Below are 21,507 nucleotides of genomic sequence, written 5' to 3'. Positions count from 1 at the left end.
CAAAGCTGCCGCACCCAAATTAATTATCCGAGAAATACTTCTGGTCATAACCGCTGTTTGATGTGCCGTTCGTCGGATTCTGACCATTCTGGTCATAACCGTTCTGATCGTAACCTCCCTGCGTCTGGTTATTCCGGGTATAACTATTCTGTTCATAACCATTCTCGTTATAATCATTCTGTGTCTGACCGTTCTGCCCATAACTATTCCGGTTATAATCATTCTGTGCCTGACCGTTCTGCCCATAACTATTCCGGTTATAATCATTCTGTGCCTGGCCGTTCTGCCCATAACCGTTCTGTGCCTGACCGTTCTGTGTATAACCGTTCTGATCATAACCGTTCTGTGTATAACCGTTCTGATCATAACCGGCGTAATTGCCATAACCTCCGTTGCCGTAGGTATCCTTGCCGCTGATTCTGTGATAAAGCGCCGCATCCGTAGCTGCGATATATGGTCCCACCCAGAAAATATAGAGAATACCAAGTGTGATTCCGCTTAACAGAACCCAGCCGACAAAGGAGATATCCAGCACAAAGGTATCCCACTTATTGCCTTGCATCATTTCCTTGCTTCTTGCAAATATTTCTCCGCTGCTCATTTCCGGATGCTCCGCCAGAAGGTACGGCACCATGCGGTACTCATATGCCTTGATCACACCCGGGATCACAAAGAGAAGACTCCATAATCCAATAAACAGAGATTTCAGAAATTGTGTTTTCACACAGTTCCAGTAATTCTGCGTAAATCCGTCTGCGATCAGCCCAAGCTCCGGATCCTCTGTCATACTACGGCTGAAAAAGCCCCTGCAGCCTACCTCCAGAACATTAAATACAAAGACACTAAGAGCTAATGCGATCACAACAACGACAAGCACAATGATCACAGCGATCATTGCCACCTGCATATTGATCCCTTCAAACATGGAGCTTGCACCGCTTCCTGCAGAGTTATCGCTTGCAGACCTGCTGCCGACACCGGAAGCCCCTCCGCCTATCATTGATAAAATAAGTGCTACCAGTACCATTTTCCAATAGTACATCTTCACTGCCGCTTTCGCTCTGATCTTTAATTCCGCTCTCGTCCAACTCATCCTGTGTTACCTCTTTCCGCGCTCCTTTGCGCATTTGTTTTGTTCACATTTTCAATGCAGTCGAAACCACTGAAATGTCTGTTTTTCAGCATCTGTTTCTTATATTATATAATACCCTATCAGATTTGCACAACTCATTTTTACAATTAAGTCACAATTTATTAAAATTTACCATTTAATTTCACAAAATATTTCCAAAAAAGGTATTGCATTTTTCGGTAATTTGTTATAATTTGTAATAGAAGAGTTAACTTTACATATTATCTTTTATTTGTTTCCCCTTTATAAAGAGGTCACCCACTTCCCCCGGGTGACCTCCATTTTTTGTCTTTATTTCGTCTGATCAAAATACCACTTGCCTGCCGGCGAGAGATTGCTTCTCGTCCAGCCGCTTGTCTTATTGCAGGAGCTTTCGATCAGAGCAGATGACTCATTCTTATTGCACAGACTCCATGCGGTATAACTGATATTGTACTTATCCAGAAGCTTCATCCACTTGCGCGCAGACGCCTTATCCAATGCGCCGTTACCGGATGCATCGCAGATGCTGAACTCCGTTACCATTACAGGGAGTCCCTTTTTGTGCGCTTTCTTAAGCTTATCCTGAATCCATTCCTTATGCGTTGCTGCATAGAAATGAAGCGCATACATCACATTCTTACTCCTGAGCGGACTCTGTGCCACAACGTCCACATCCTGCGACCAGGTCGGTGTTCCGACAACGATCACGGCGTTCTTGCTGTACTTTCGGATCGTACCGATAATGGTCTTGGCATATGGCTTGATATGCTTCTTCCAGGTGACGGCACCGTTCGGCTCGTTGCAGATCTCGTAGATCACATTGTCCTGACCGGCATACTGCTTCGCCATCTTTGCAAAGAACTTCTTAGCCTCCGCCTTATGCTTGTTCGGGTTGCCCTCGCTGAGTACATGCCAGTCAATGATCACATACATACCAAGCTCTGTGGCATACCGCACACCCTCCTGCACTTTCTTGACAGCCTCTGTACCATAGCCCTCGGACTTGTTGGTGTACATGGCAAGACGGATCGTATTGATGCCAAACTTATCCCGAAGCGTCCGGAACGCCTCCTTGTTCACATACTGGGGAAACCACGCAATACCGTGTGTGCTGACGCCCTTCAGACGAAACTTCACATTCCGGCTGTCCATCAGATCGGTTCCCGATACATGGAGTGTCCCATGCTGCTCAACCGGTGTTGCATCAGCCGCCCTTGCCGTTGTAGTCAGTGATGCCTTCCTTGCCGACTGCACCGCGCTGCGGGTCCGGTTCATGCCAATGCTCTTATAGCCTGCCACTCCAGCTGCCACCAATATAACTGCAAGTAATCCCCACATCCATCGCTTTATTTTCTTCATATCCCTTCCCATACCTTTCTCTTGGTCGTAGTCATCCCGCCGTTTACTGCCCTGACAGCTGCAGACGACTTTCATTTGACAAACTTCGTTTGTATACATATACATTATATACATACGCATCCTGCTTATCTCTCCCGGAATACCTCCGGAAAAACCTCCTGCATCAACCGCTGATATCCGTCTAACCGCTGTGTTTTGTGGATCCTTTTACGAAGCTTTCTGCCATCCGGCATACTGTCCGCAAGAAAGCCCCACAGCTCCTTCATCTTGAAAAGCACCGGCTGCCCCGGTCCATATGCCTCACAGTACGCCCGGCATACGGCATCGGCATACTTCCCGATCCGGGTAATATCCCCCGTCACCGGCTCTCCCTTAATCGCAAGTGCCAGCTCCGGATGCGCCAAAAGTCCCCTGCCGATCATAATGCGGGAGACCTCCGGAAAACGGGTGTGGATCCGCTCGTAATCCTCCACCGAACAGATATCACCATTATAGCACAACGGCATACGACAGCGCTTCACTGCCTCTGCAAACATATCAAGATTCGGCGTATTCTTATAATAATCCTTCTGCACTCGCGGATGAATGATCAGCTCCTCCACCGGATACTGATTATAAATATCGATGATCTCCAAAAACTCCTCGGGATCATCAACACCAAGCCTTGTCTTGATCGATATCTTAAGCGGACACTTCTCATAGATTTCCCGCAGAAAACGGTCCAGCGCCACCGTCCTTGCCAGAAAGCCGGAGCCTTTCCCCTTGGACACCACGGTTCTTGCCGGGCAGCCAAGATTTAAGTTGACCGTGTCATAGCCAAGCTCTGCCATCTGATCTGCAACCCGCAGAAACTCTTCCGCACGGTTGCTCATGATCTGAGGAATCAGACATCCCACCGAATTATTGTCCGGCAGGATGTCTCTCATCTCCTTGTTGCGCAGCCGTCTGCTATCTGTCGCTGTGATGAATGGCGTAAAATAACGGTCAATCCCTCCGTAATATGTTTCATATACATTCCGGAACACATATCCGGTAATACTCTCTAAGGGTGCAAAGTACACCTGCATTGTCATTCTCCTCTTCTAAACAGTATGCACCGCCTGTGTCTGTTCTGTATCTATCAAGCCGATTCACACACTGTCTGTATGATCTGAAATGCAATGCTCCCCCTTACCTCTACTGTACCAGCTGAGCCGGTGGAGTATGAAGGATCTTGCGGACCGGAAGTACACTGACGATCATATTGACAACAAACATTGCCACGATCAGCAGCGCTGCCATCCACCACGGGAACAGCAGATAGATCTGCAGAGACGGGATTGAACTGATAAACTTGATCACGCCGCTTGTGATCAGTATCGCCGGGATACAGGTGTATGCCGTCATCATCATCATTTCCAGCATATACGCCTTCAGAATGCTTCCCGGAGCAATTCCGATCAACCGGTAAACCGTCAGTTCCTCGCTTCGTGCCATTGCATTTGACTTTATAGTAAAATATATCATAATCAATGACAATACTGCAACTGCAATTGTCACAATATAACCTGCATTGAGACCGCTTTCCTTCTGCTCTTCCAGATACTTGTCAATCTGCAGCTGTGCATTACTCTGCGCTTTGACCTTAAAATATTTTTGGTAATCCTCTCCGTGCTTCTTGAAATACTTGATCGTTCCCTCCACATCGTCTGTGTATACCTGGAACTGCTTTGCATCAAGCACATACCGCATACGGATCTCCTCACAGCGCTCCTTCGGAAGAACATACTCCGCGCCGCTGTCGAGCGGACATTTACCGACGATCTTACACTTGTCTAAGTTCAGCGTCTCCTCCGCCTGATCCGTGATCATCTCACCGCTCGACCACCGTGCCTGAAACTCATAGTCCTTATATTTATCCTCATCGACAAGAATCTGATTGCCCGTAAGCTTGACATCGCCGTACTCATCCGGATAAGTCTCGCGAAGCTCCTCATCCGTCATGATCTTTTTGTCACCGTAGTTCATGCAGAATGCCACATACGGGCTGACGTAAACGGTCGGCTCCTTCGTATCGGACACTCCTACGATCTCGATCTGAAGATTGGAGATTGTCGTCATAACTTTCAGGCCAAGCAGGGATTCCTCATTGTTATAAAGGGATGCGACAACATTTCCGGACTTCTGGAATGTTGACAGCAGCCATTTGTCAATGACCATCTCCTTGCGATTCTTCGGAAGACGTCCGCATACAAGATCCTCCTCCTTTAACACACTGTAATCTACCGCAGAAAAATCATTGATCTTTGCATTGACACGCTTGAGCTGACGGAAACCGTTGTATCCGATGTTCAGTGTTCCCTGCTGTAATGCATTGTATTGTATCTTCGAGGTGAGCGTTTCCTGATAATACTTCTTCAACTGCTGATTCAGCATATCCTGATCTCCCTCGATCGCTTCTAGCTGAACTGTCACATAATGGGAATCCTGTGTAACAACGTCCTCCTGATCGAAATTGTGCTGCATCATATAATCCGCCAGTGCAATAACCAGAAGCACCGAGGTCGCCAAAAGGATTCCTACAATGAACCTGTGCTTTTTGCCGAGCATGCGTATATTCTCGCAGGCAAGCTTCCAGATTTCCTTTGCCGGAAGTCCCATACTGCGCCCCGCCTTCATCTTCGGCAGATCATAGGTTATCTCCTCTGCCTGACTCTGATCCAGCTTCGGGCGGTTCGCATCCAGCATCACGCAGCCGGATTCCTCGCCGGTCAGCATCAGCTCAACATCGTCCTCTGTCTGGATATAAAGCTTTCCATCCTTCCACGCCAAATTGATATGCAGCTTGCCCTTTTCCTGCTCCGGCATCTCCTCCGAATCCGGCATTTCACGATACAGGGACAGATTGATAAACTCATCGTCGATCTCCTGCCGCTCCATATCTTTCAGATAAATGTTGGCATCGTCCATCTTCTGGTATGCGCCCTTCGCATCATTGGCATAATCCTTTACGATCTCGCCATCGCGGATCTCAATGATACGATCGGCGAAAAACTTTGCAATGGCTTTTTCATGAGAAACTAAAATCACAAGACATTCCTTGGAAATGCTCTTGAGGATGCTCATGGTGTTGAGGGTATTTTCCTCATCGAGGTTACCGGTCGGCTCATCGGCAAGAATGATATCCGGTGATTTCACCAATGCTCTGGCGATCGACACGCGCTGCTGCTGTCCACCGGAAAGCTGCGACACACGTTTCTTTTTGTAGCGCGCCATTCCAAGGGCTTCCAGCACGTAATCCACACGTTCATCCTTCTGCTCCTCGGTCAGATCAAACACGTTTAACGCCAGCTTGACATTATATGCCACCGTGTAATCCTGCAGCAGATAGTAGTTCTGGAAAATATAACCGAACTTCTGATTTCGAAGACGCTCGACCTTTTTCTGCTCATATTTCTTAAGGACGACATCGTCTACCGTAATGGTTCCGCTGCGAAATGTATCCAGACCACCGATCGTATTTAACAGTGTGGTCTTGCCCGATCCACTTTCACCAAGGATACATACGAGACCCTTTTCTTCCATTTCCAGACTGACTTCCTTCAGCACATGGTTCTCGTTGGACCTTCCTTTATTAAAGTATTTATCGAGTTTATCTATTTTTACCATTTCTCTTTCCTCCATTCTGCCATCCCTCCGATGACCGAAAATGCATCAGTGTCAGGGCAGTCGCCACAACGGCTACCGCCAGATTATATACAAAGAACCATAAAAGACTCCATACACTCTGATATTGCCAGATCCGGTAAACTGTCGCACTCCGCAGCCTCAGGAATGCTGATGCCGCAAACATCACAACCGATGCCGACACATCCACAAGGATCAACTGTATGTATACATTCAGCTCCAGCGGGCGCTGCCGCATTCCCATAAACCGGAGTGTCTGAAGCTGTCCCTGTTGCATGCGGATGATCTGACGCAGCAGGAAGTACATCATGCACGACAGAATGATCAGGATCGCAACGGAAAACGAGATAATATATAACCGCTTCATGACCTTGCCCGCAATGTATGTGGTCGCGCTGACCTGATATGTACTAATTGCATCATATCCCATCTCCTGAAGTTTTTTGATCACCTTCGCTGTCTTCGTATAATGTGAAATATAAACACTTGCCTGCGTCGTCTGCTCCGGATATATCTCGTCAAACAGATCCTGACTTACCTCGACAAACTCACCGCCCTGGTCGATCAGCTCCAGATCGACATCCAGATAACCGTTATTAAAGGTGTATACCTGTGCCTCCGTTGTATCCTCGGTCTCATCCACAGAAACCACGCTTCCGCCCTCCGTCTTCGTAATGTGAAACGGAAGCCGCATACCCGAAAATGCACTATAGACATTGAGCTGATCGCCATTGGAGCCGGTAAACGCATCCATGACATAATTCTTGGATACTCTCACATGACGCCCCTTCAGATCATCGGAAACGATCGGATAAAAGGAGAAGCTCTTGGTATATCTTCTTGACATCACATCCTGATCATAATCCATCTTGTAGCTATAGCCATCCAGTGCCGGACATAGCATATGGCAGAACTCAGGATCGAAATACAGTCGGCTTCCCTCGCGGTCACACACACCGACCACCTTCATCTTAAACCAGCACTTCTCTCCCTTTGGCCATATATTTTCACAGGCAAAATAGTAGGTTTTCTTCTTTCCAAGTAACTTCGCATCCTCAGCGGATACGAGAATCTCCAGCCTGTTTTGGGGCATCCTTCCCTTGACCAGATCGTCCTCTGTGATTCCGGTAGTAGACCGCACGTAGGACGGATTCTTCATCCGTTTCGATACGTCATACTGAATATCATTGACATAGTCGTACAGATCCACGTCCTCCACATATTTTACCTTTTCAATCTGTTTGCGATCCTTCTCTGTAAGCCCGGAGCCATCCAACCGGCGCACCGACAGCCTTCTGTCGTTTTTCTGCAGAAATGCCGAGGTGTCATATTTCCTTGTAATACGGTCGTCTTTATAAACAAACAGTTCTCCGATAAACAATGCAGAAAGTCCTGCCATTGTCAAAAACAATACCACGATAAAAAATGTTCGTTTCTTTTGATATTTCAGATCGCGCAATGCGAAAAACATCGCTTCCCGCAGATCGGAACATTTTCTTTTTCTGTTATCCTTCTCCATATCGTCCCCCCTTTAATACACACCCCCGCTGCTTCCTCTCTGCCGTCTGATCCGGCAAAGCCCGGAAACTACGTGGTCCGCAACGTACGATTAAAGAAAAATACCGTCAAAAGCATTAATATGATGTTGTATGCCAGGAATCCCACGATGCCGATGATGCTGTAATAGAACAACATATTCCTGATAAATGCGACGCCTGCCTGACGCAGGATCAGCATCACGATCAACGTCACGATAACTGCCGCGATACCATGAACCCCCATTTCCTGATATGTAATACGGCATAACTGCTTTCTGCGCATTCCCATAAAGCGGAGTACGCTGTAATCCTTTTTCTTGATCTTGAGGATCGAGCGCACGATCAGGATCTGAAGAATTGCCAGAATGATCAGGATCATGCAGGAAATTCCGATAACCTCCAGACGCTTGTAAACCTTATCCTGCATATACCTTGTGCTGCTGACGCGGAGTGTGCTGACGGCATCATATCCCTTCTCCTTCAAGGCACTGATGACTTTATCTGTCTTGCTGTAATTGGCAATGTACACACTCGCCTGTGTTGTTCCAATATTGTAATAGTCTCTCAGCTTCCGGTAAATAGCAGGACTTACCTCGATAAAGTCTGCTCCCTGCTTGCTGAAATCCTCCACATACTCAATGTCAAACTTAATGCCATCTTCGTTATCCCCATCTTCAGAATCTTCGGAAGACTCCTCTTCCGAATCCTCTTCGTAGCCAGCGGCACTCATATTCTGCTCAATGGCATCCTTCAATTCCGCATCGATGCCGCTCTTTGTCTGCTCAATATGAATACATCCCTGTCCCACAAATGCCTTTTTTAAATCATTTGGAATGAGTCCATAACCGGTCGATGGAATCTTATAATTTTCGGAGACGCGCACCTGATTCTTCTTCAGACCATCGCCAACCACGACATACGCCGGCTTAAAAGTTCCGTTATACTGATTATACAGGGCATCCCAGCAAAACTGCGTCCACACAACGAACCGGTCCAGTCCGTATGTCAGCATCTCACAAAGCTCCGGATGAAAATATACCTGCTTGGTATTGTCCTTCAGAATACCGACAATTTTAAGCTTCTGGTAACAGCTGGTGCCTTCCTTCCAAAGATTATCGGAAGAAAAATAACAGGTGATCTCACTGTTAAGCTTCCTGGAATCGGAAGTATAAAGCACGATCTCATTCCGCTCCTTTGGCAGACGTCCCGCTGACAGATCCTCCCCGGTGATCGCTGTGGAGGATTTCATGAAATGCGACTTGTCTAACAGCCGCACTCCCTGATCGTTCTCCTCATCGGAGTCATCCTGTACATTACTGATGAGTCTTTCCTTGCTGCCATATGCCACCTCATAATCCTTATCCTTCTCAATGTAATAATTGACATCATTGGCATAATCACAAAGATCAACCTGATCAACATATTTGACGCTGGCGATCGCCGCCCGGTCCTTCTCTGTCAGCACACTGTTGTCGGGATGCCGCACAGAGAGACGCTTATCATTCTTCTGGAGATATGCGCTGGTGTCGTACTCTTTTGTGATGCGGTCATCGGCATAGACTAACAGCTCTCCGATAAACAGAAAGGATACGACTGCCGTGATCAGGAAAAAGGCAAAGAAAAATCCCGCTCTTCCTTTCTGCATCTTAATATTTTTTAATGCGAAAAAACGTGCCATATTCTGCTTTTTCTTTTTGGCTTTTCCGTTGTTTCCGGTTTTATTTTCACTTTTGGGGGGATTTTGGTAGTCTGAATCCACATTTTCATCCCTTTTATTCACGGGAACATCCGTCACTACCTCTCCATCGTGAAGACGGATGCGGCGTGTCACATACGGTGCCGCCTGATCATAGTTATGCGTCACCATGATCACAAGCTTCTGATGCGACAAGCGTTCCAGGATCTCCATGATCTGCTGTCCGGTCTCACTGTCCAGATTACCGGTCGGCTCGTCTGCCACGATAATGTCCGTATTCTTGGCAAGTGCTCTTGCAATGGAAAGACGCTGCTTCTGCCCACTGGAAAGCTGTGAAGCACGCTGCGCTGCCTGCCCGGTCAGACCTACCTGCTCGAGGTAATCCATCGCTTCATCCCTGCATTCTGCCGGATCCTTTCCCTGAATCACAAGTGCCGCCAGAACATTATCAAGTGCGGTATAATGATTGATCAGACTGTAATCCTGAAATACAAATCCGATCTGATTACGCCGATACTCCTCCCAATCCTGATCATCGTACTGAAACGTTGGCTGTCCACGGTAGTACATCTCTCCCTCATCAAAGGTATCCATACCGCTGATCATATTCAACAGGGTGGACTTTCCGCCACCGCTTTCTCCTGTGATCGCCACAAATTCACTCATGGAAAATTCCAGATTGATCTTACGCAGTGCCTGCGTTACCGATGTATCCGAATAATAATACTTGCTGATATTCTGCAGCCGTAATATTGTCTCTGCCATATTCCGATCCCCTTTCGTCAATTTCACTGGTTCAATCGTACCACAAGAAAATACAAAAAAAATCACCGCAAATTTCATAGAATTTACAGTGATTTTTTTAGTTGCATGAATTATTTAACTATAATTACATGAAATATTCGTTATTTCTAAGCGATTATGCCGGTGAAATTCTTACAAATTTCTTAAGAAGCTTCTTAAGGTCTCCTGCGCTATGATATCACAAGCTACACAGCCACTTCTGTCAAATGTGCTAGTGCTTTCCGGCAAGGTCGATACGGATCAGCGCTTTCTTCAGTGCCAGCTCCGCACGCACCATATCAACTTCCTTCGAACCGCTTGTGAGTCTGCGTTCTGCACGCTCCTTCGCCTTTTCGGCACGATTGGCATCGATCTCATCCGGCCACTCGCAGGACTCTGCAAGCACCGTAACTTTATCCTTCTGGATCTGAACGAAGCCATCATGCAGAGCTGCTTCCCGGACATTTCCGTCGGTTTTGATCCGCAGCACACCCGGTTCGAGAATCGTGGTAAGCGGAATATGTCCCGCCAGAACACCAATTTCACCCTCTGTGGTCTTCATCTCTACCATATCCACAGCTTCATCAAAAAACACACGGGTCGGAGAGATGATCTGCAAATTAAATGTTTTATCAGCCATCAAAGCCCTCCTTATTTGGATGCGGAAGCGGCGCGCTCTACAACATCGTCAATGCTGCCGGCATTCAGGAAGTAATTCTCAGGGATGGAATCATGCTTGCCGTCCAGAATCTCCTGGAAGCCGCGGATCGTCTCAGATACCGGTACATACTTACCCGGAAGTCCTGTAAACTGCTCCGCTACATGGAACGGCTGTGACAGGAATCTCTGTACCTTTCTTGCACGGTTCACCACAAGCTTATCCTCCTCGGAAAGCTCATCCATACCAAGGATTGCGATAATATCCTGCAGCTCCTTATATCTCTGAAGAAGCTCCTGTACGCTTCTTGCTACTCTGTAATGCTCCTCACCCACAATATGCGGATCAAGAATACGTGAGGTTGACTCCAGCGGATCTACCGCCGGATAAATACCAAGCTCTGCAATGGAACGCGCCAGTACGGTCGTTGCATCCAGATGCGCAAAGGTATTGGCCGGTGCCGGGTCAGTTAAGTCATCGGCCGGCACATAAACAGCCTGAACCGATGTAATGGAGCCCTTCTTGGTAGAAGTAATACGCTCCTGCAGCGCACCCATCTCCGTCTGCAGTGTCGGCTGGTAACCTACGGCACTTGGCATACGGCCAAGCAGCGCAGACACCTCGGAACCTGCCTGTGTAAAACGGAAAATATTATCAATGAACAAAAGCACATCCTTACCGGAACGATCACGGAAGTTCTCTGCCATCGTCAGTCCTGTCAGACCAACACGCATACGTGCTCCGGGCGGCTCATTCATCTGTCCGAATACCATGGTTGTCTTGTCAATTACACCGGATTCGATCATCTCATAGTACAGGTCATTACCCTCACGGGTACGCTCACCTACACCTGTAAATACGGAATATCCACCATGCTCCTGTGCGATATTGGTGATCAGCTCCTGGATCAGCACGGTCTTACCTACACCTGCTCCTCCGAAGAGACCGATCTTACCACCCTTCTGATACGGGCAGAGAAGATCAACGACCTTAATACCTGTCTCCAGAATCTCTGTCGCTGTCGACTGCTCCTCAAAGGATGGCGCTTTTCTGTGAATGGGATCATACTGCACTCCTGTCGGTGCCGGCTTCTCATCAATCGGCTCACCCAGTACGTTAAACATACGTCCCAATGTTGCCTCACCAACCGGAACACTGATCGGACCGCCGGTAGCTTCTGCGGTCATGCCACGCTTCAGTCCATCTGTCGGACCCATGGCGATACAGCGCACCGTATCATCTCCCAGATGCTGCGCCACCTCAACTACCAGCTTTTTGCCATCTTCCAATGGCACATTAACTGCATCGTTGATCTCAGGCAGTCCGCCCTCCGGGAATTTGATATCAAGAACGGCACCGATGATCTGCGTCAGCTTACCTGTCTTTAAATCTGCCATCTTTCTTATCTCACTCCTTTTTCCTATATTCTGCTGTATCCTGCCACGTCTCCGGCAAGATACTATTATTATCGTTATATTTTACTTCCGGACTGAACCGGAAGTCTTCTCTCATTGATCATGCTCTGTCACTTCTGTCCACTACTGGATCGCCGATGCACCGGCAATGATCTCTGTAAGTTCCTGCGTAATAGACGCCTGACGAGCCCGGTTATACCGAAGAGACAGATCGCTGATCATATCCTCTGCATTGCTCGTTGCAGAATCCATCGCCTGCATACGTGCACCATTCTCACTGGCATACGCCTCTGTCAGACCGCCAAAGATCAGACTGTTGATATACTTTGGCACAATGGCATCCAGAGCCTCCTCTGCTGCCGGCTCATAGTTCATCAGCGTAATGCGTTCCAGCGGATCTGCTGCATCCTCGCTCTCCGAGGTGATATCGTCTGCATCGATCGGCAGAAGCTTTACCATCGTCGGGATCTGTACAACGGTATTCTTGAATATCGTGTACACCAGATAAATCTCACCAATGTTACCCATCGTAAACTGGCTGAGCACATCCTTTCCCACAGCAATGGCATCGTCATACATCGGACCGTTCATGGCTTCCGAATAATCACTTACGATCTCATAGCCCAGATGCTCGAGTGCATCCCTGCCTTTGGTACCTACGGAAAATATCTTTGTATTCTCCGGTGTGAACCGCTCGTCCTTCGAGATCAGCTTCACGATATTGGAATTGTAACCGCCTGCCAGTCCTCGATTGGAAGACACGACGATCACGGCTTTCTTGTCCGATTTTCCTTTCTGCAGGAACGGATGAGACATCTGTCCGGACTTTGCAATCATCCCGGCTACTGTCTCATACATCGTATCAAAATACGGTTTGGACTCCTCCGCATTCTGCTTTGCCTTGGTCAGCTTGACCGAAGACACCAGCTTCATCGCCTTGGTGATCTGCTCCGTACTCTGTACGCTCTCCTTCCTCCGTTTAATATCTCTCATAGAGGCCATATGATTGATTCCTCCATTCTGCTTTTATACATACGTCATTACTTGGTAAATTCTTCCTTGATCTCTTCGATCGCCTTCACAAGCTTCTCCTCAATCTCTGCGCTCATCTCGCCACTGGTGCGGATCGCCTCCGGGATCTCCGGATATTTCGTGTCAACATACTCAAAGAGCTCTTTCTCGAATTCCAGGATCTGATCCAACTCAATATCGATCAGATATTTCTTGGTTGCCGCATAAATGATCATTACTTCATTCTCTACCGGCATTGGATTATACTGATCCTGCTTCAAAATCTCACGGATACGCTCACCCTGTGCCAGCTGAGCCTTTGTCTCCGGATCCAGGTCGGAACTAAACTGCGAGAACGCAGCCAGCTCACGGAACTGCGCCAGCTCAATACGGATCGGCCCGGCAATCTTCTTCATCGCTTTGATCTGTGCTGCACCACCAACTCGGGATACGGACAATCCGGCGTTTACTGCCGGACGGAATCCGGAGTTAAACATCTCTGTTTCCAGATAGATCTGACCATCTGTAATGGAAATTACGTTGGTCGGAATGTATGCGGATACATCGCCCGCCTGTGTCTCAATGATCGGCAGTGCCGTCAGGGAACCACCGCCCAGCTTATCGGAAAGTCTCGCTGCACGCTCCAACAAACGGGAATGCAGATAGAATACATCTCCAGGGAATGCCTCACGTCCCGGTGGACGCTTGAGCAGCAGGGACAGGGTACGATATGCTGCCGCATGCTTTGTAAGATCATCATAAATGATCAGTACGTCCTCTCCGGACTCCATCCACTCCTCACCGATCGCACAGCCGGAATATGGAGCGATATACTGTAACGGTGCCAGCTCACTTGCGGTCGCTGCTACGATTGTTGTGTAATCCATCGCACCGTACTCTTCTAACTTCTTTACGATAGTGGCTACTGTTGAAGCCTTCTGGCCAATGGCAACGTAAATACATTTTACGCCCTGACCCTTCTGATTGATGATCGTGTCGATGGCGATCGCCGTCTTACCTGTCTGACGGTCACCGATGATCAGCTCACGCTGTCCTCTTCCGATCGGCACCATGGAATCAATCGCTTTGATACCTGTCTGTAACGGTGTATCTACTGACTTTCTTGAAATAACACCGGAGGCAACTCGCTCAATCTGACGGTATTTCTCTGTTTCGATAGGTCCTTTTCCATCAATCGGCTGTCCAAGTGCGTTGACAACTCGTCCCAGCAGCGCATCGCCTACCGGCACCTCAACCACTCGTCCCGTTGTCTTAACGACATCACCTTCATTGATATTTTTATGATCACCTAAGAGCACTGCACCGACATTATCTTCCTCCAGGTTCTGTACCATTCCAAATACATCATTTGGAAATTCCAGGAGCTCGCCCTGCATGGCATTTTCCAGACCATGAATACGGGCAATTCCATCCGCTACCTGAATGACGGTACCGGTATCAGATACATCGAATTTGGTACTGTAGTGTTTAATCTGTTCCTTGATCACGGAACTGATCTCTTCCGGTTTCAAATTCATGATACTCCTCCATTCAACTTACTGGCACAACAAACACACAATGACTATATTCATAGTTTCTGCTGTGCTGTCTTTTTAATTCGATAACTGAATCTCCGACAAGGATTTCGCCATATTATTCAGCTTTGTTTTAATACTGCTGTCCACTACCCTGTCGCCGATCCGGATCTTCATCCCTCCGATCAGTGACGGATCAACTTCAAAATTCATCACAAAGGATTCGTATTTCGTTGTCTCAAGCAGACGCTTCTCAACAGCCTCCTTCTGCTCTTCCTTCAAGGCTGCTGCAGATGTCACATGTGCAACACCAATCTTTTTATACTCTCTGCACTCATCAATGAAATAGGATAAGATCTGATATATTTCCTTAAATCTTCCTTTCTCCTCGATCGTCAGAAAGAATCCCGTCAGTTCATCACTCACTCTGCCATGAAAGACAGTTTCCAGCACGGAGCATTTCTCCTCCACACTGATCTTCGGATGACTCATCAGCTTGACGAAATCTTCATTGGCATCAAGCACCTGAATGACCGCCTCCACTTCTTCCATCAGGGCATCCAGCTTATTTTCCTCTACTGCCAGCTCAAAAAGAGCTTCTCCGTAGGTTTTTGATACTAACTTAGCCATGTCTCATCACCCATCTCTTTTAAAGTGTCTTCGATCAACTGTGACTGCTTGTCCTCGTCAAGAGAAACCTCGATGACCTTGCCAGCCATTGCTGCCGCTACAGAGATCATTTCCTGCTTCACTTCGTCCTTGACTTTATTTTTCTCCAGCTCTACCTCGCGGTTGGCACGATCCAGGATACGGTTTGCCTCCTGCTTCGCCTCGTCCACGATCGCTGTCTCCTTCTTCAGAGCTTTCTTTCTTGTCTCTGAAAGAATCTCTTCGGATTCCTTATCAACGTTCTTCAGCTTCTCGTCATACTGCTCCTTAAACTGAATCGCATCTGCCTTTTCCTTTGCCGCTGTCTCCATCTCCTGACGGATCGTTTCCTGACGCTTCTGCATCAGATCTCGCGCCGGATTGAATAATAGGTACGACAAAAACAGAAAAAGGACAAACATAGCCAGAAGGGTGATCAGACTGTCAAAGATCAATTGTGGATCCAGTCCGAAAATATAATCTCCAAGCCCACTCTGTGCTAAAGCTACATTCATTACACTCACCTGTATTCTGCCTCCTTTCAACTGTATTTACTGCAAAATTACAGCTTGCTGTATAAAGGATTGGCAAATAACAGGATCAGTGCAATAACGAGACCATAAAGACCTGTTGTCTCGGCAACCGCCTGACCAAGGAGCATGGTTGACATAATATCTCCCTTTGCGCCCGGATTACGACCTACCGCAGAAGCACCATAACCGGCTGCAATACCCTGACCTACACCAGGACCGATACCGGCGATAACTGCAAGACCTGCACCAATAGCAGAACCCATTAAAACTAAACCTTCGTTTGTAATATTCATTATAATATCCTCCTTAAAATAAAATCTTTTTCAACTACTCTGTTTCGCCGATCGCATCCGCAACAAAGCACATCGTCAGCATACAGAATACATACGTCTGAATACATCCTGAGAAAACATCCAGATACGCATGAAGCGCCGCCGGCCATACCAGCGTCAGAACCTTTGGCAGCAAACCATAGAGCAATCCCATCATAACCGTTCCCGATAAGATATTACCGAAGAGACGGAGAGACATTGAGATCGGCGTTGAAAACTCACTGATCAGATTCATTGGGAAGAACAGAAAGATTGGTTCAAACAAACTCTTGATCTTACCGAACTTCTGATACTTAAATCCATTGAACTGAATCATAAACCATGTGATCAGCGCCAGCGGAAATGTGACTCCGTAATCTGCGGTTGGAGCTCTAAGTCCCAAAAGCCCCGACAGGTTACAGACCAGAATGAATATAAAGAGTGCGCTGACATAGTTACGGAATTTCACGGCAATCTTACTTCCCATGGAACCCGCCACCATCTTGTCTAACATCTCTACGATCAATTCGACCGCATTCAAAAATGGTCCCGGTACTTCATTTGGATCTGCTTTCCGGATAGCACGGTTTGCAAATAACGCAAATACAAGAATCGCCAGAATAACGATGATCATTGATATATGCGTTGTCGTAAAATAGACATCCTGTCCGAGAAACCGCAGCTTCGTATATCCGTGGATAAAGAAATCCACCTGCGCGCTGCTGTCTGCGTATACAGGTATTGCACTTCCCAGCCCCTTCGAAATGGCTAAGACCCTGATTCCCACATTCTCACCTTCCTTTTCTTTTATTTACGAAGAAGGATTACCCTGCCTTCTTCTGTTATGTGTAAACCACCGGCTGTAGCGGTGAATACTCATCCCTGTGCATCGCCTGAGACATTCTGCCGATGAGCTTTGCTCTCATCCGCTTTCTTTTGTCTGTTCTGCGATGTCATGATCCTGTGAATCTTCGGCTGCATAAATGCCGATATCTTCACGCCAAACATTCCAAGCACCGTTCCAATCGGATGAATGTAACGATACTCCATCATAGCTGCCGCCAGTACGACTGCCATTACCAGAAAACGCTTCACAGAGGACACCTGAATGTGGCGCGCTGCATGCTTCTCCCCCAGATCAAGGGCGATGTCCAAATGACGGTACATATGCCATATAAGCCATACCGCAGTCCCCAGTCCGGTCAGAAGTCCACATGCCACTGCCAGTCTGTGTCTAGATACGATCATCAGGATCACAAACACAAACCCTCCCCACACAGCCAGACCTGCCATCAGCTCCTTCAGAGTCTGTTTCGCCTGTCTCATACGAATCCTCCATATTATCCGGTACAACAAACAATCGCTATATCGACTATTCTGACAAAGCTTTAATTCTTCTTGTCTGCATCCTTCTGTTCTCCGGAAGCATTTTCCGTCTGTTCCCTGCGCGCCTGTCCCTGCTTCTTCAAAGCTTCTATATATTGGAGGCGCTCATGCTCCTTTTTCATGTCTTCTGAATAAAAGGACTTTGTCAGATAATAAACATTGCGAAATGCTGCCCCTACACCAAGTACGATCATTATAAGAAACCATATCTGCGTGTGAAACTGTCCATTCAGCCACCAGCCGATCCATCCGCTGAGAGCGATCGGCACCAGAATCGTGATACTGACCTGTGATACCATCACAAATGCTCTCAATATATTTTTTTCCTTTTTGTTCATGACTATAACACCATTTTGCAATTCTTTCGCATCCATGAAAGAATTGCACAAAAAATCTACAAATACGGTTACATTATATAATAAATTGTACAAAAAGTCCACAGGATACATTTTACAGAAAAAATTATTTACAATCCCCTGCAAGCCCGCTATAATTATCTGTAACACTTCAGTACCGCGAACGAACACATACGCACAAAGGAGAATACCATGGATACCATTCATTTGTACCGCAGGCGTTACATGCCAGACGAAACCGTCGAATTGAAGGATGATCTGATCCTCTATCGGGACGATAATATTCTTGTGACGAAATGGAACATTCTGAAACCGCGCAAAGATATTGACCACGGTATTTCTGTGTATTATATGAAGGAAGGCTTCAAGATCAGCAAGGTCTTTGATGCTGCTGACAGGCTTGTGTACTGGTACTGTGATATTATCGAGACAGAATACCGCCCGAATGAGAATACATACATCTTCCACGATCTCCTGATCGATGTATTAATTTATCCGGACAAGCATGTGGAAGTCGTTGATCTGGACGAATTCGCGGATTTCACAGAGAATCTTACACTTCCGGCGCCTTTGCTGGCAAAGGCACTGCGTCAGACGAACAATCTTCTGCGTTTTATTTACGAGGGACATCTGGACGAGCTTACAGAGCCCATCACATCAAGAGAATAACAAACAGATAGCGAATGCCGGGGCAATGCGATACACTTGTCCCGGCATTTTTTAGATTATTATGATGTTGGGTCAGGAATATTTCCCCCGGCTGATGTCACGAATTACTTTATTGCCAGGCAATTCCCATAACATTACAAACATCGTTTCTAACTTTGCTTTATTCCCGCGCCTTTCGATTGATATATTCCGTCTTATACTTGGAGTACACGATCGTCTGGTCATGATAAAGCCCGTAATAGCCCGACATGAGATAGCTGACGCTGATTCCGAGCAGGAAAAACGGCACTCCATGATACCCAAACAGCTCAAACGCAATGAGCATCGATGTGATCGGACAATTAGTAACACCGCAGAATACCGACATCATTCCGACCGCCGCACAAAGCGATGGCGAAATCCCAAGAAGCTGCCCGAACAGACAGCCGAATGTCGCACCAACAAAAAACGACGGCACAATCTCACCGCCCTTAAAGCCCGCTTCCAGTGTAAGTGCCGTAAAAACAATCTTCCAGACAAAGGCAAGCGGATCCACCTGACCGCGGATCGCACGCTGGATTACCGGCACACCGGCTCCCATATAATCGTCTGTCTGCAAAAGAATCGTCAGCAGAATGATCACCAGCGAAGACACTACAATCCGTATATATGGATTCTTCAGTCTCTTCCGATAGAAATCTCCCAGAGAATGAAGTGCCATACAGAAAACAACGCTGAGTGCCGCACAGCACAACGCCAGCCCGATGATCTTCAGACTGGGCACCACCTGAAACATTGGCATATGACGAATCTTGAACACATTTGGTCCGATTCCCATATGCGTCGCAAACTTCGATGCCACAAGCGAGGAAAACACGCACGGTACCAACGCCGCATAATACATAACGCCGACGCTGACAACCTCCATCGAAAATATTGACGCTGCGATCGGTGTTCCGAAAATCGCCGAAAATGCCGCACTCATGCCACACATAACAACAATCCTCTGGTCCTTCTCGTCAAACCGGAACAGCTTGCCAAGCTGCTGTCCGATACTTCCGCCAAGCTGCAGTGCTGCCCCCTCACGACCGGCACTTCCGCCGAACAAATGCGTAATGATCGTCGAAATAAAGATCAGAGGTGCCATCCGAAACGGCACCTCTGCCTCCGCATGAATTGAGGAAAGCACCATATTGGTTCCCTTATCATTCTTATAGCGAAATACTCCATACAAAAACACAATGACAACACCTGCCAAAGGCAGCAACAGGATTATCCACGGATTCTGTGTCCGAAACGTTGTCACCTGACGCAGACAAAACGCAAAAAGCGTACTGAAGGCTCCCACGAAAAGCCCTGCAAACGCCGAGAAAATCCCCCAGCGTATAAAAACTGCGAGATTCCTCGATATTCTTCCCATATAAAATCGGATCATTTTTATCTGGCGCATAATTTCCCTCTTCCATCTGCAATGCTTTCCTACAACTCGTTATAAATAATAAAAATCAGCAATGCCAAAACCAAGCTTGTTAATGTTCCCAGCAGATACTTATTTCTAAACTCTGCCTCCTTTAAATCGTTTGTTCTCGCCCAAGTTTTTATCGTAATTATTATCGCAATAGCAGAAAAATTTCCTAAACAGGCAAAAACAACTGTCAATATCCGTTCCATAACTCCTATCATAGAACCAACATCAAACATACCCGTCTCATTTGAATTAGGATAAATATCCTGAATCAATTTATTGATCATTATTGAGCATGGCATTATCAGCGCAAGACTCAAAAAAACAATTTTCAACGCTTCATAATAACGGCCGGCATCACAGTTGAACCCAAAAATGTGTAATATTATGCACAAAACTCCCATATGCAGCATCTGATCAATAATAAAGACAACTGTTTGTTTCATTTTCTTGTTAAAATAACAAGCCGTTGCATCTATCAATATATGTGTTGCCAATAATATCGCTATGGCACCAGTCGCAGATTTCCATCCCGCCACAAAATACAACACCAAAAACGGAACAATATACAGCACGGAATGCATTAGTAAATATTCTCCATTAAACCATATATTATTTTTACACTTCTGACATTCTCCGCACAATTCTCCCTTTGCTGCATTTTTACATCTTGCGACCTTTGTTGTTTGCAAGTAAAAATCACCAATCAAATGGAATATCAATAAAATCAAATAGTTTTCCATATATCCTCCCCTAGTAAATCAAATATCGCTTTATCCCTTGTTCTCCTTTCCTTTATTCTCGCTGATATTATATATCTGTCGATATTTTGCCGAGAAGTATTCATAATTCGAGCAATTTCTGTTGACATACCACGAACCCAAAATTCATCCATATAAAATGACAGCTTGTCAGCTTTCTTTTCATAATATAAATTTCTATCTTCGTAAAGTATTTCATAATTTATGACAGGCATTTCCGGACTCTCCTGTCTTCTATACCCCACGCTCCAATATTCTTGTTCTAACAATTTGTATCTATTGTCCAATAACCAGCTATAAAACGAAGTATCCTCCCAGCTGTCCTTAAGGGGTAGCATAATATCTGATATAATCTCAATTATATTTGCAACCTGCGGTTGTCTCAACCTGATCTGCTGAGTTGATAAACAAAATTCATTTAAATATCTGTCATATTTTGAATTTGTATTAAAGCATATGACATTACTTTTTTTTCGTTTAACCGCATTGATCGCATCCCTTGCCAAATAATATGCTTCTCCATCAAAAGCAGACGACGTCCATTCTTCCACGTCATATTTTATTTTGCCATATCCTATACCACACCTTATCTTAATAGGATATATTAAAAGCTGTAATTTTTTA

19 protein-coding genes and 1 pseudogene are annotated in these 21,507 nt (G+C 46.4%); 1 reads left to right on the top strand and 19 read right to left on the bottom strand.

Annotated elements, in window-relative coordinates; all coding sequences use genetic code 11:
* Positions 1-19 precede the first annotated feature (19 nt).
* From ACZLMD_RS08850 to ACZLMD_RS08775, 16 genes are all read right to left on the bottom strand, one after another.
* The gene (locus ACZLMD_RS08850; RefSeq protein ID WP_486818872.1) at positions 20-1,093 is read right to left on the bottom strand and encodes a DUF975 family protein; all 1,074 of its coding nucleotides are present in this window, start codon (positions 1,091-1,093) and stop codon (positions 20-22) included.
* 330 nt (positions 1,094-1,423) lie between these two features.
* The gene (locus ACZLMD_RS08845; RefSeq protein ID WP_489495572.1) at positions 1,424-2,473 is read right to left on the bottom strand and encodes a glycoside hydrolase family 5 protein; all 1,050 of its coding nucleotides are present in this window, start codon (positions 2,471-2,473) and stop codon (positions 1,424-1,426) included.
* A gap of 125 nt (positions 2,474-2,598) precedes the next feature.
* Positions 2,599-3,546, bottom strand: coding sequence for a tRNA dihydrouridine synthase (locus ACZLMD_RS08840; protein WP_455057777.1), 948 nt, complete (start codon positions 3,544-3,546; stop codon positions 2,599-2,601).
* A 103-nt stretch (positions 3,547-3,649) separates the two neighbouring features.
* Positions 3,650-6,121, bottom strand: coding sequence for an ATP-binding cassette domain-containing protein (locus tag ACZLMD_RS08835; protein WP_489495571.1), 2,472 nt, complete (start codon positions 6,119-6,121; stop codon positions 3,650-3,652).
* On the bottom strand, positions 6,105-7,658 hold the full coding sequence (locus tag ACZLMD_RS08830) for an ABC transporter permease (protein WP_487601071.1): 1,554 nt from the start codon (positions 7,656-7,658) through the stop codon (positions 6,105-6,107). Before ACZLMD_RS08830 ends, ACZLMD_RS08835 begins: the two co-directional genes overlap by 17 nt.
* A 68-nt stretch (positions 7,659-7,726) precedes the next feature.
* The gene (locus tag ACZLMD_RS08825) at positions 7,727-10,138 is read right to left on the bottom strand and encodes an ATP-binding cassette domain-containing protein (RefSeq protein ID WP_489495570.1); all 2,412 of its coding nucleotides are present in this window, start codon (positions 10,136-10,138) and stop codon (positions 7,727-7,729) included.
* A gap of 250 nt (positions 10,139-10,388) precedes the next feature.
* Positions 10,389-10,796 (bottom strand): F0F1 ATP synthase subunit epsilon, encoded by a 408-nt coding sequence (locus ACZLMD_RS08820; RefSeq protein ID WP_022305468.1) that lies wholly within the window; start codon positions 10,794-10,796, stop codon positions 10,389-10,391.
* A gap of 11 nt (positions 10,797-10,807) precedes the next feature.
* Entirely contained in the window at positions 10,808-12,211 is a 1,404-nt protein-coding gene (gene atpD, locus ACZLMD_RS08815; RefSeq protein ID WP_022305469.1) for a F0F1 ATP synthase subunit beta, read from the bottom strand.
* 141 nt (positions 12,212-12,352) lie between these two features.
* On the bottom strand, positions 12,353-13,231 hold the full coding sequence (atpG, locus tag ACZLMD_RS08810) for an ATP synthase F1 subunit gamma (RefSeq protein WP_484106956.1): 879 nt from the start codon (positions 13,229-13,231) through the stop codon (positions 12,353-12,355).
* A 38-nt stretch (positions 13,232-13,269) separates the two neighbouring features.
* Positions 13,270-14,778: a F0F1 ATP synthase subunit alpha gene (atpA, locus tag ACZLMD_RS08805; RefSeq protein ID WP_118559097.1), complete on the bottom strand. Its 1,509-nt coding sequence runs from the start codon at positions 14,776-14,778 to the stop codon at positions 13,270-13,272.
* A 75-nt stretch (positions 14,779-14,853) separates the two neighbouring features.
* Positions 14,854-15,405 (bottom strand): ATP synthase F1 subunit delta, encoded by a 552-nt coding sequence (atpH, locus tag ACZLMD_RS08800; RefSeq protein ID WP_022305472.1) that lies wholly within the window; start codon positions 15,403-15,405, stop codon positions 14,854-14,856.
* The gene (gene atpF, locus ACZLMD_RS08795; RefSeq protein WP_455057802.1) at positions 15,393-15,938 is read right to left on the bottom strand and encodes a F0F1 ATP synthase subunit B; all 546 of its coding nucleotides are present in this window, start codon (positions 15,936-15,938) and stop codon (positions 15,393-15,395) included. The genes atpH and atpF overlap by 13 nt, the downstream gene beginning before the upstream one ends.
* 47 nt (positions 15,939-15,985) lie before the next feature.
* On the bottom strand, positions 15,986-16,249 hold the full coding sequence (gene atpE, locus ACZLMD_RS08790; protein WP_022305474.1) for an ATP synthase F0 subunit C: 264 nt from the start codon (positions 16,247-16,249) through the stop codon (positions 15,986-15,988).
* Positions 16,250-16,283: 34 nt separating this feature from the next.
* Positions 16,284-17,054: a F0F1 ATP synthase subunit A gene (gene atpB / locus ACZLMD_RS08785; protein ID WP_022305475.1), complete on the bottom strand. Its 771-nt coding sequence runs from the start codon at positions 17,052-17,054 to the stop codon at positions 16,284-16,286.
* 89 nt (positions 17,055-17,143) lie between these two features.
* On the bottom strand, positions 17,144-17,593 hold the full coding sequence (locus ACZLMD_RS08780) for an ATP synthase subunit I (RefSeq protein WP_022305476.1): 450 nt from the start codon (positions 17,591-17,593) through the stop codon (positions 17,144-17,146).
* A gap of 62 nt (positions 17,594-17,655) precedes the next feature.
* Positions 17,656-17,991, bottom strand: coding sequence for an AtpZ/AtpI family protein (locus ACZLMD_RS08775; RefSeq protein ID WP_489495569.1), 336 nt, complete (start codon positions 17,989-17,991; stop codon positions 17,656-17,658).
* Positions 17,992-18,234: 243 nt separating this feature from the next.
* Between ACZLMD_RS08775 and ACZLMD_RS08770 the strand changes: the two genes are divergently transcribed.
* Complete coding sequence (locus ACZLMD_RS08770; protein WP_022305478.1) at positions 18,235-18,678, top strand: ribonuclease FAU-1 family protein; 444 nt, start codon at positions 18,235-18,237, stop codon at positions 18,676-18,678.
* Positions 18,679-18,838: 160 nt separating this feature from the next.
* On the opposite strand, the gene ACZLMD_RS08765 is transcribed toward ACZLMD_RS08770, so the two are convergent.
* The 3 genes and pseudogenes from ACZLMD_RS08765 to ACZLMD_RS08755 form a co-directional block, all read right to left on the bottom strand.
* Positions 18,839-20,107, bottom strand: coding sequence for a chloride channel protein (locus ACZLMD_RS08765; RefSeq protein ID WP_118559092.1), 1,269 nt, complete (start codon positions 20,105-20,107; stop codon positions 18,839-18,841).
* A gap of 29 nt (positions 20,108-20,136) precedes the next feature.
* Positions 20,137-20,865, bottom strand: coding sequence for a DUF3307 domain-containing protein (locus ACZLMD_RS08760; protein WP_118559091.1), 729 nt, complete (start codon positions 20,863-20,865; stop codon positions 20,137-20,139).
* Positions 20,850-21,507 (bottom strand): annotated as a pseudogene (locus ACZLMD_RS08755) (hypothetical protein); the annotation flags it as partial. The pseudogene ACZLMD_RS08755 and the gene ACZLMD_RS08760, both read right to left, overlap by 16 nt.

This window comes from Jutongia sp. (genome assembly GCF_057878315.1).
This window is presented reverse-complemented; position numbering and strand designations above follow the sequence as displayed.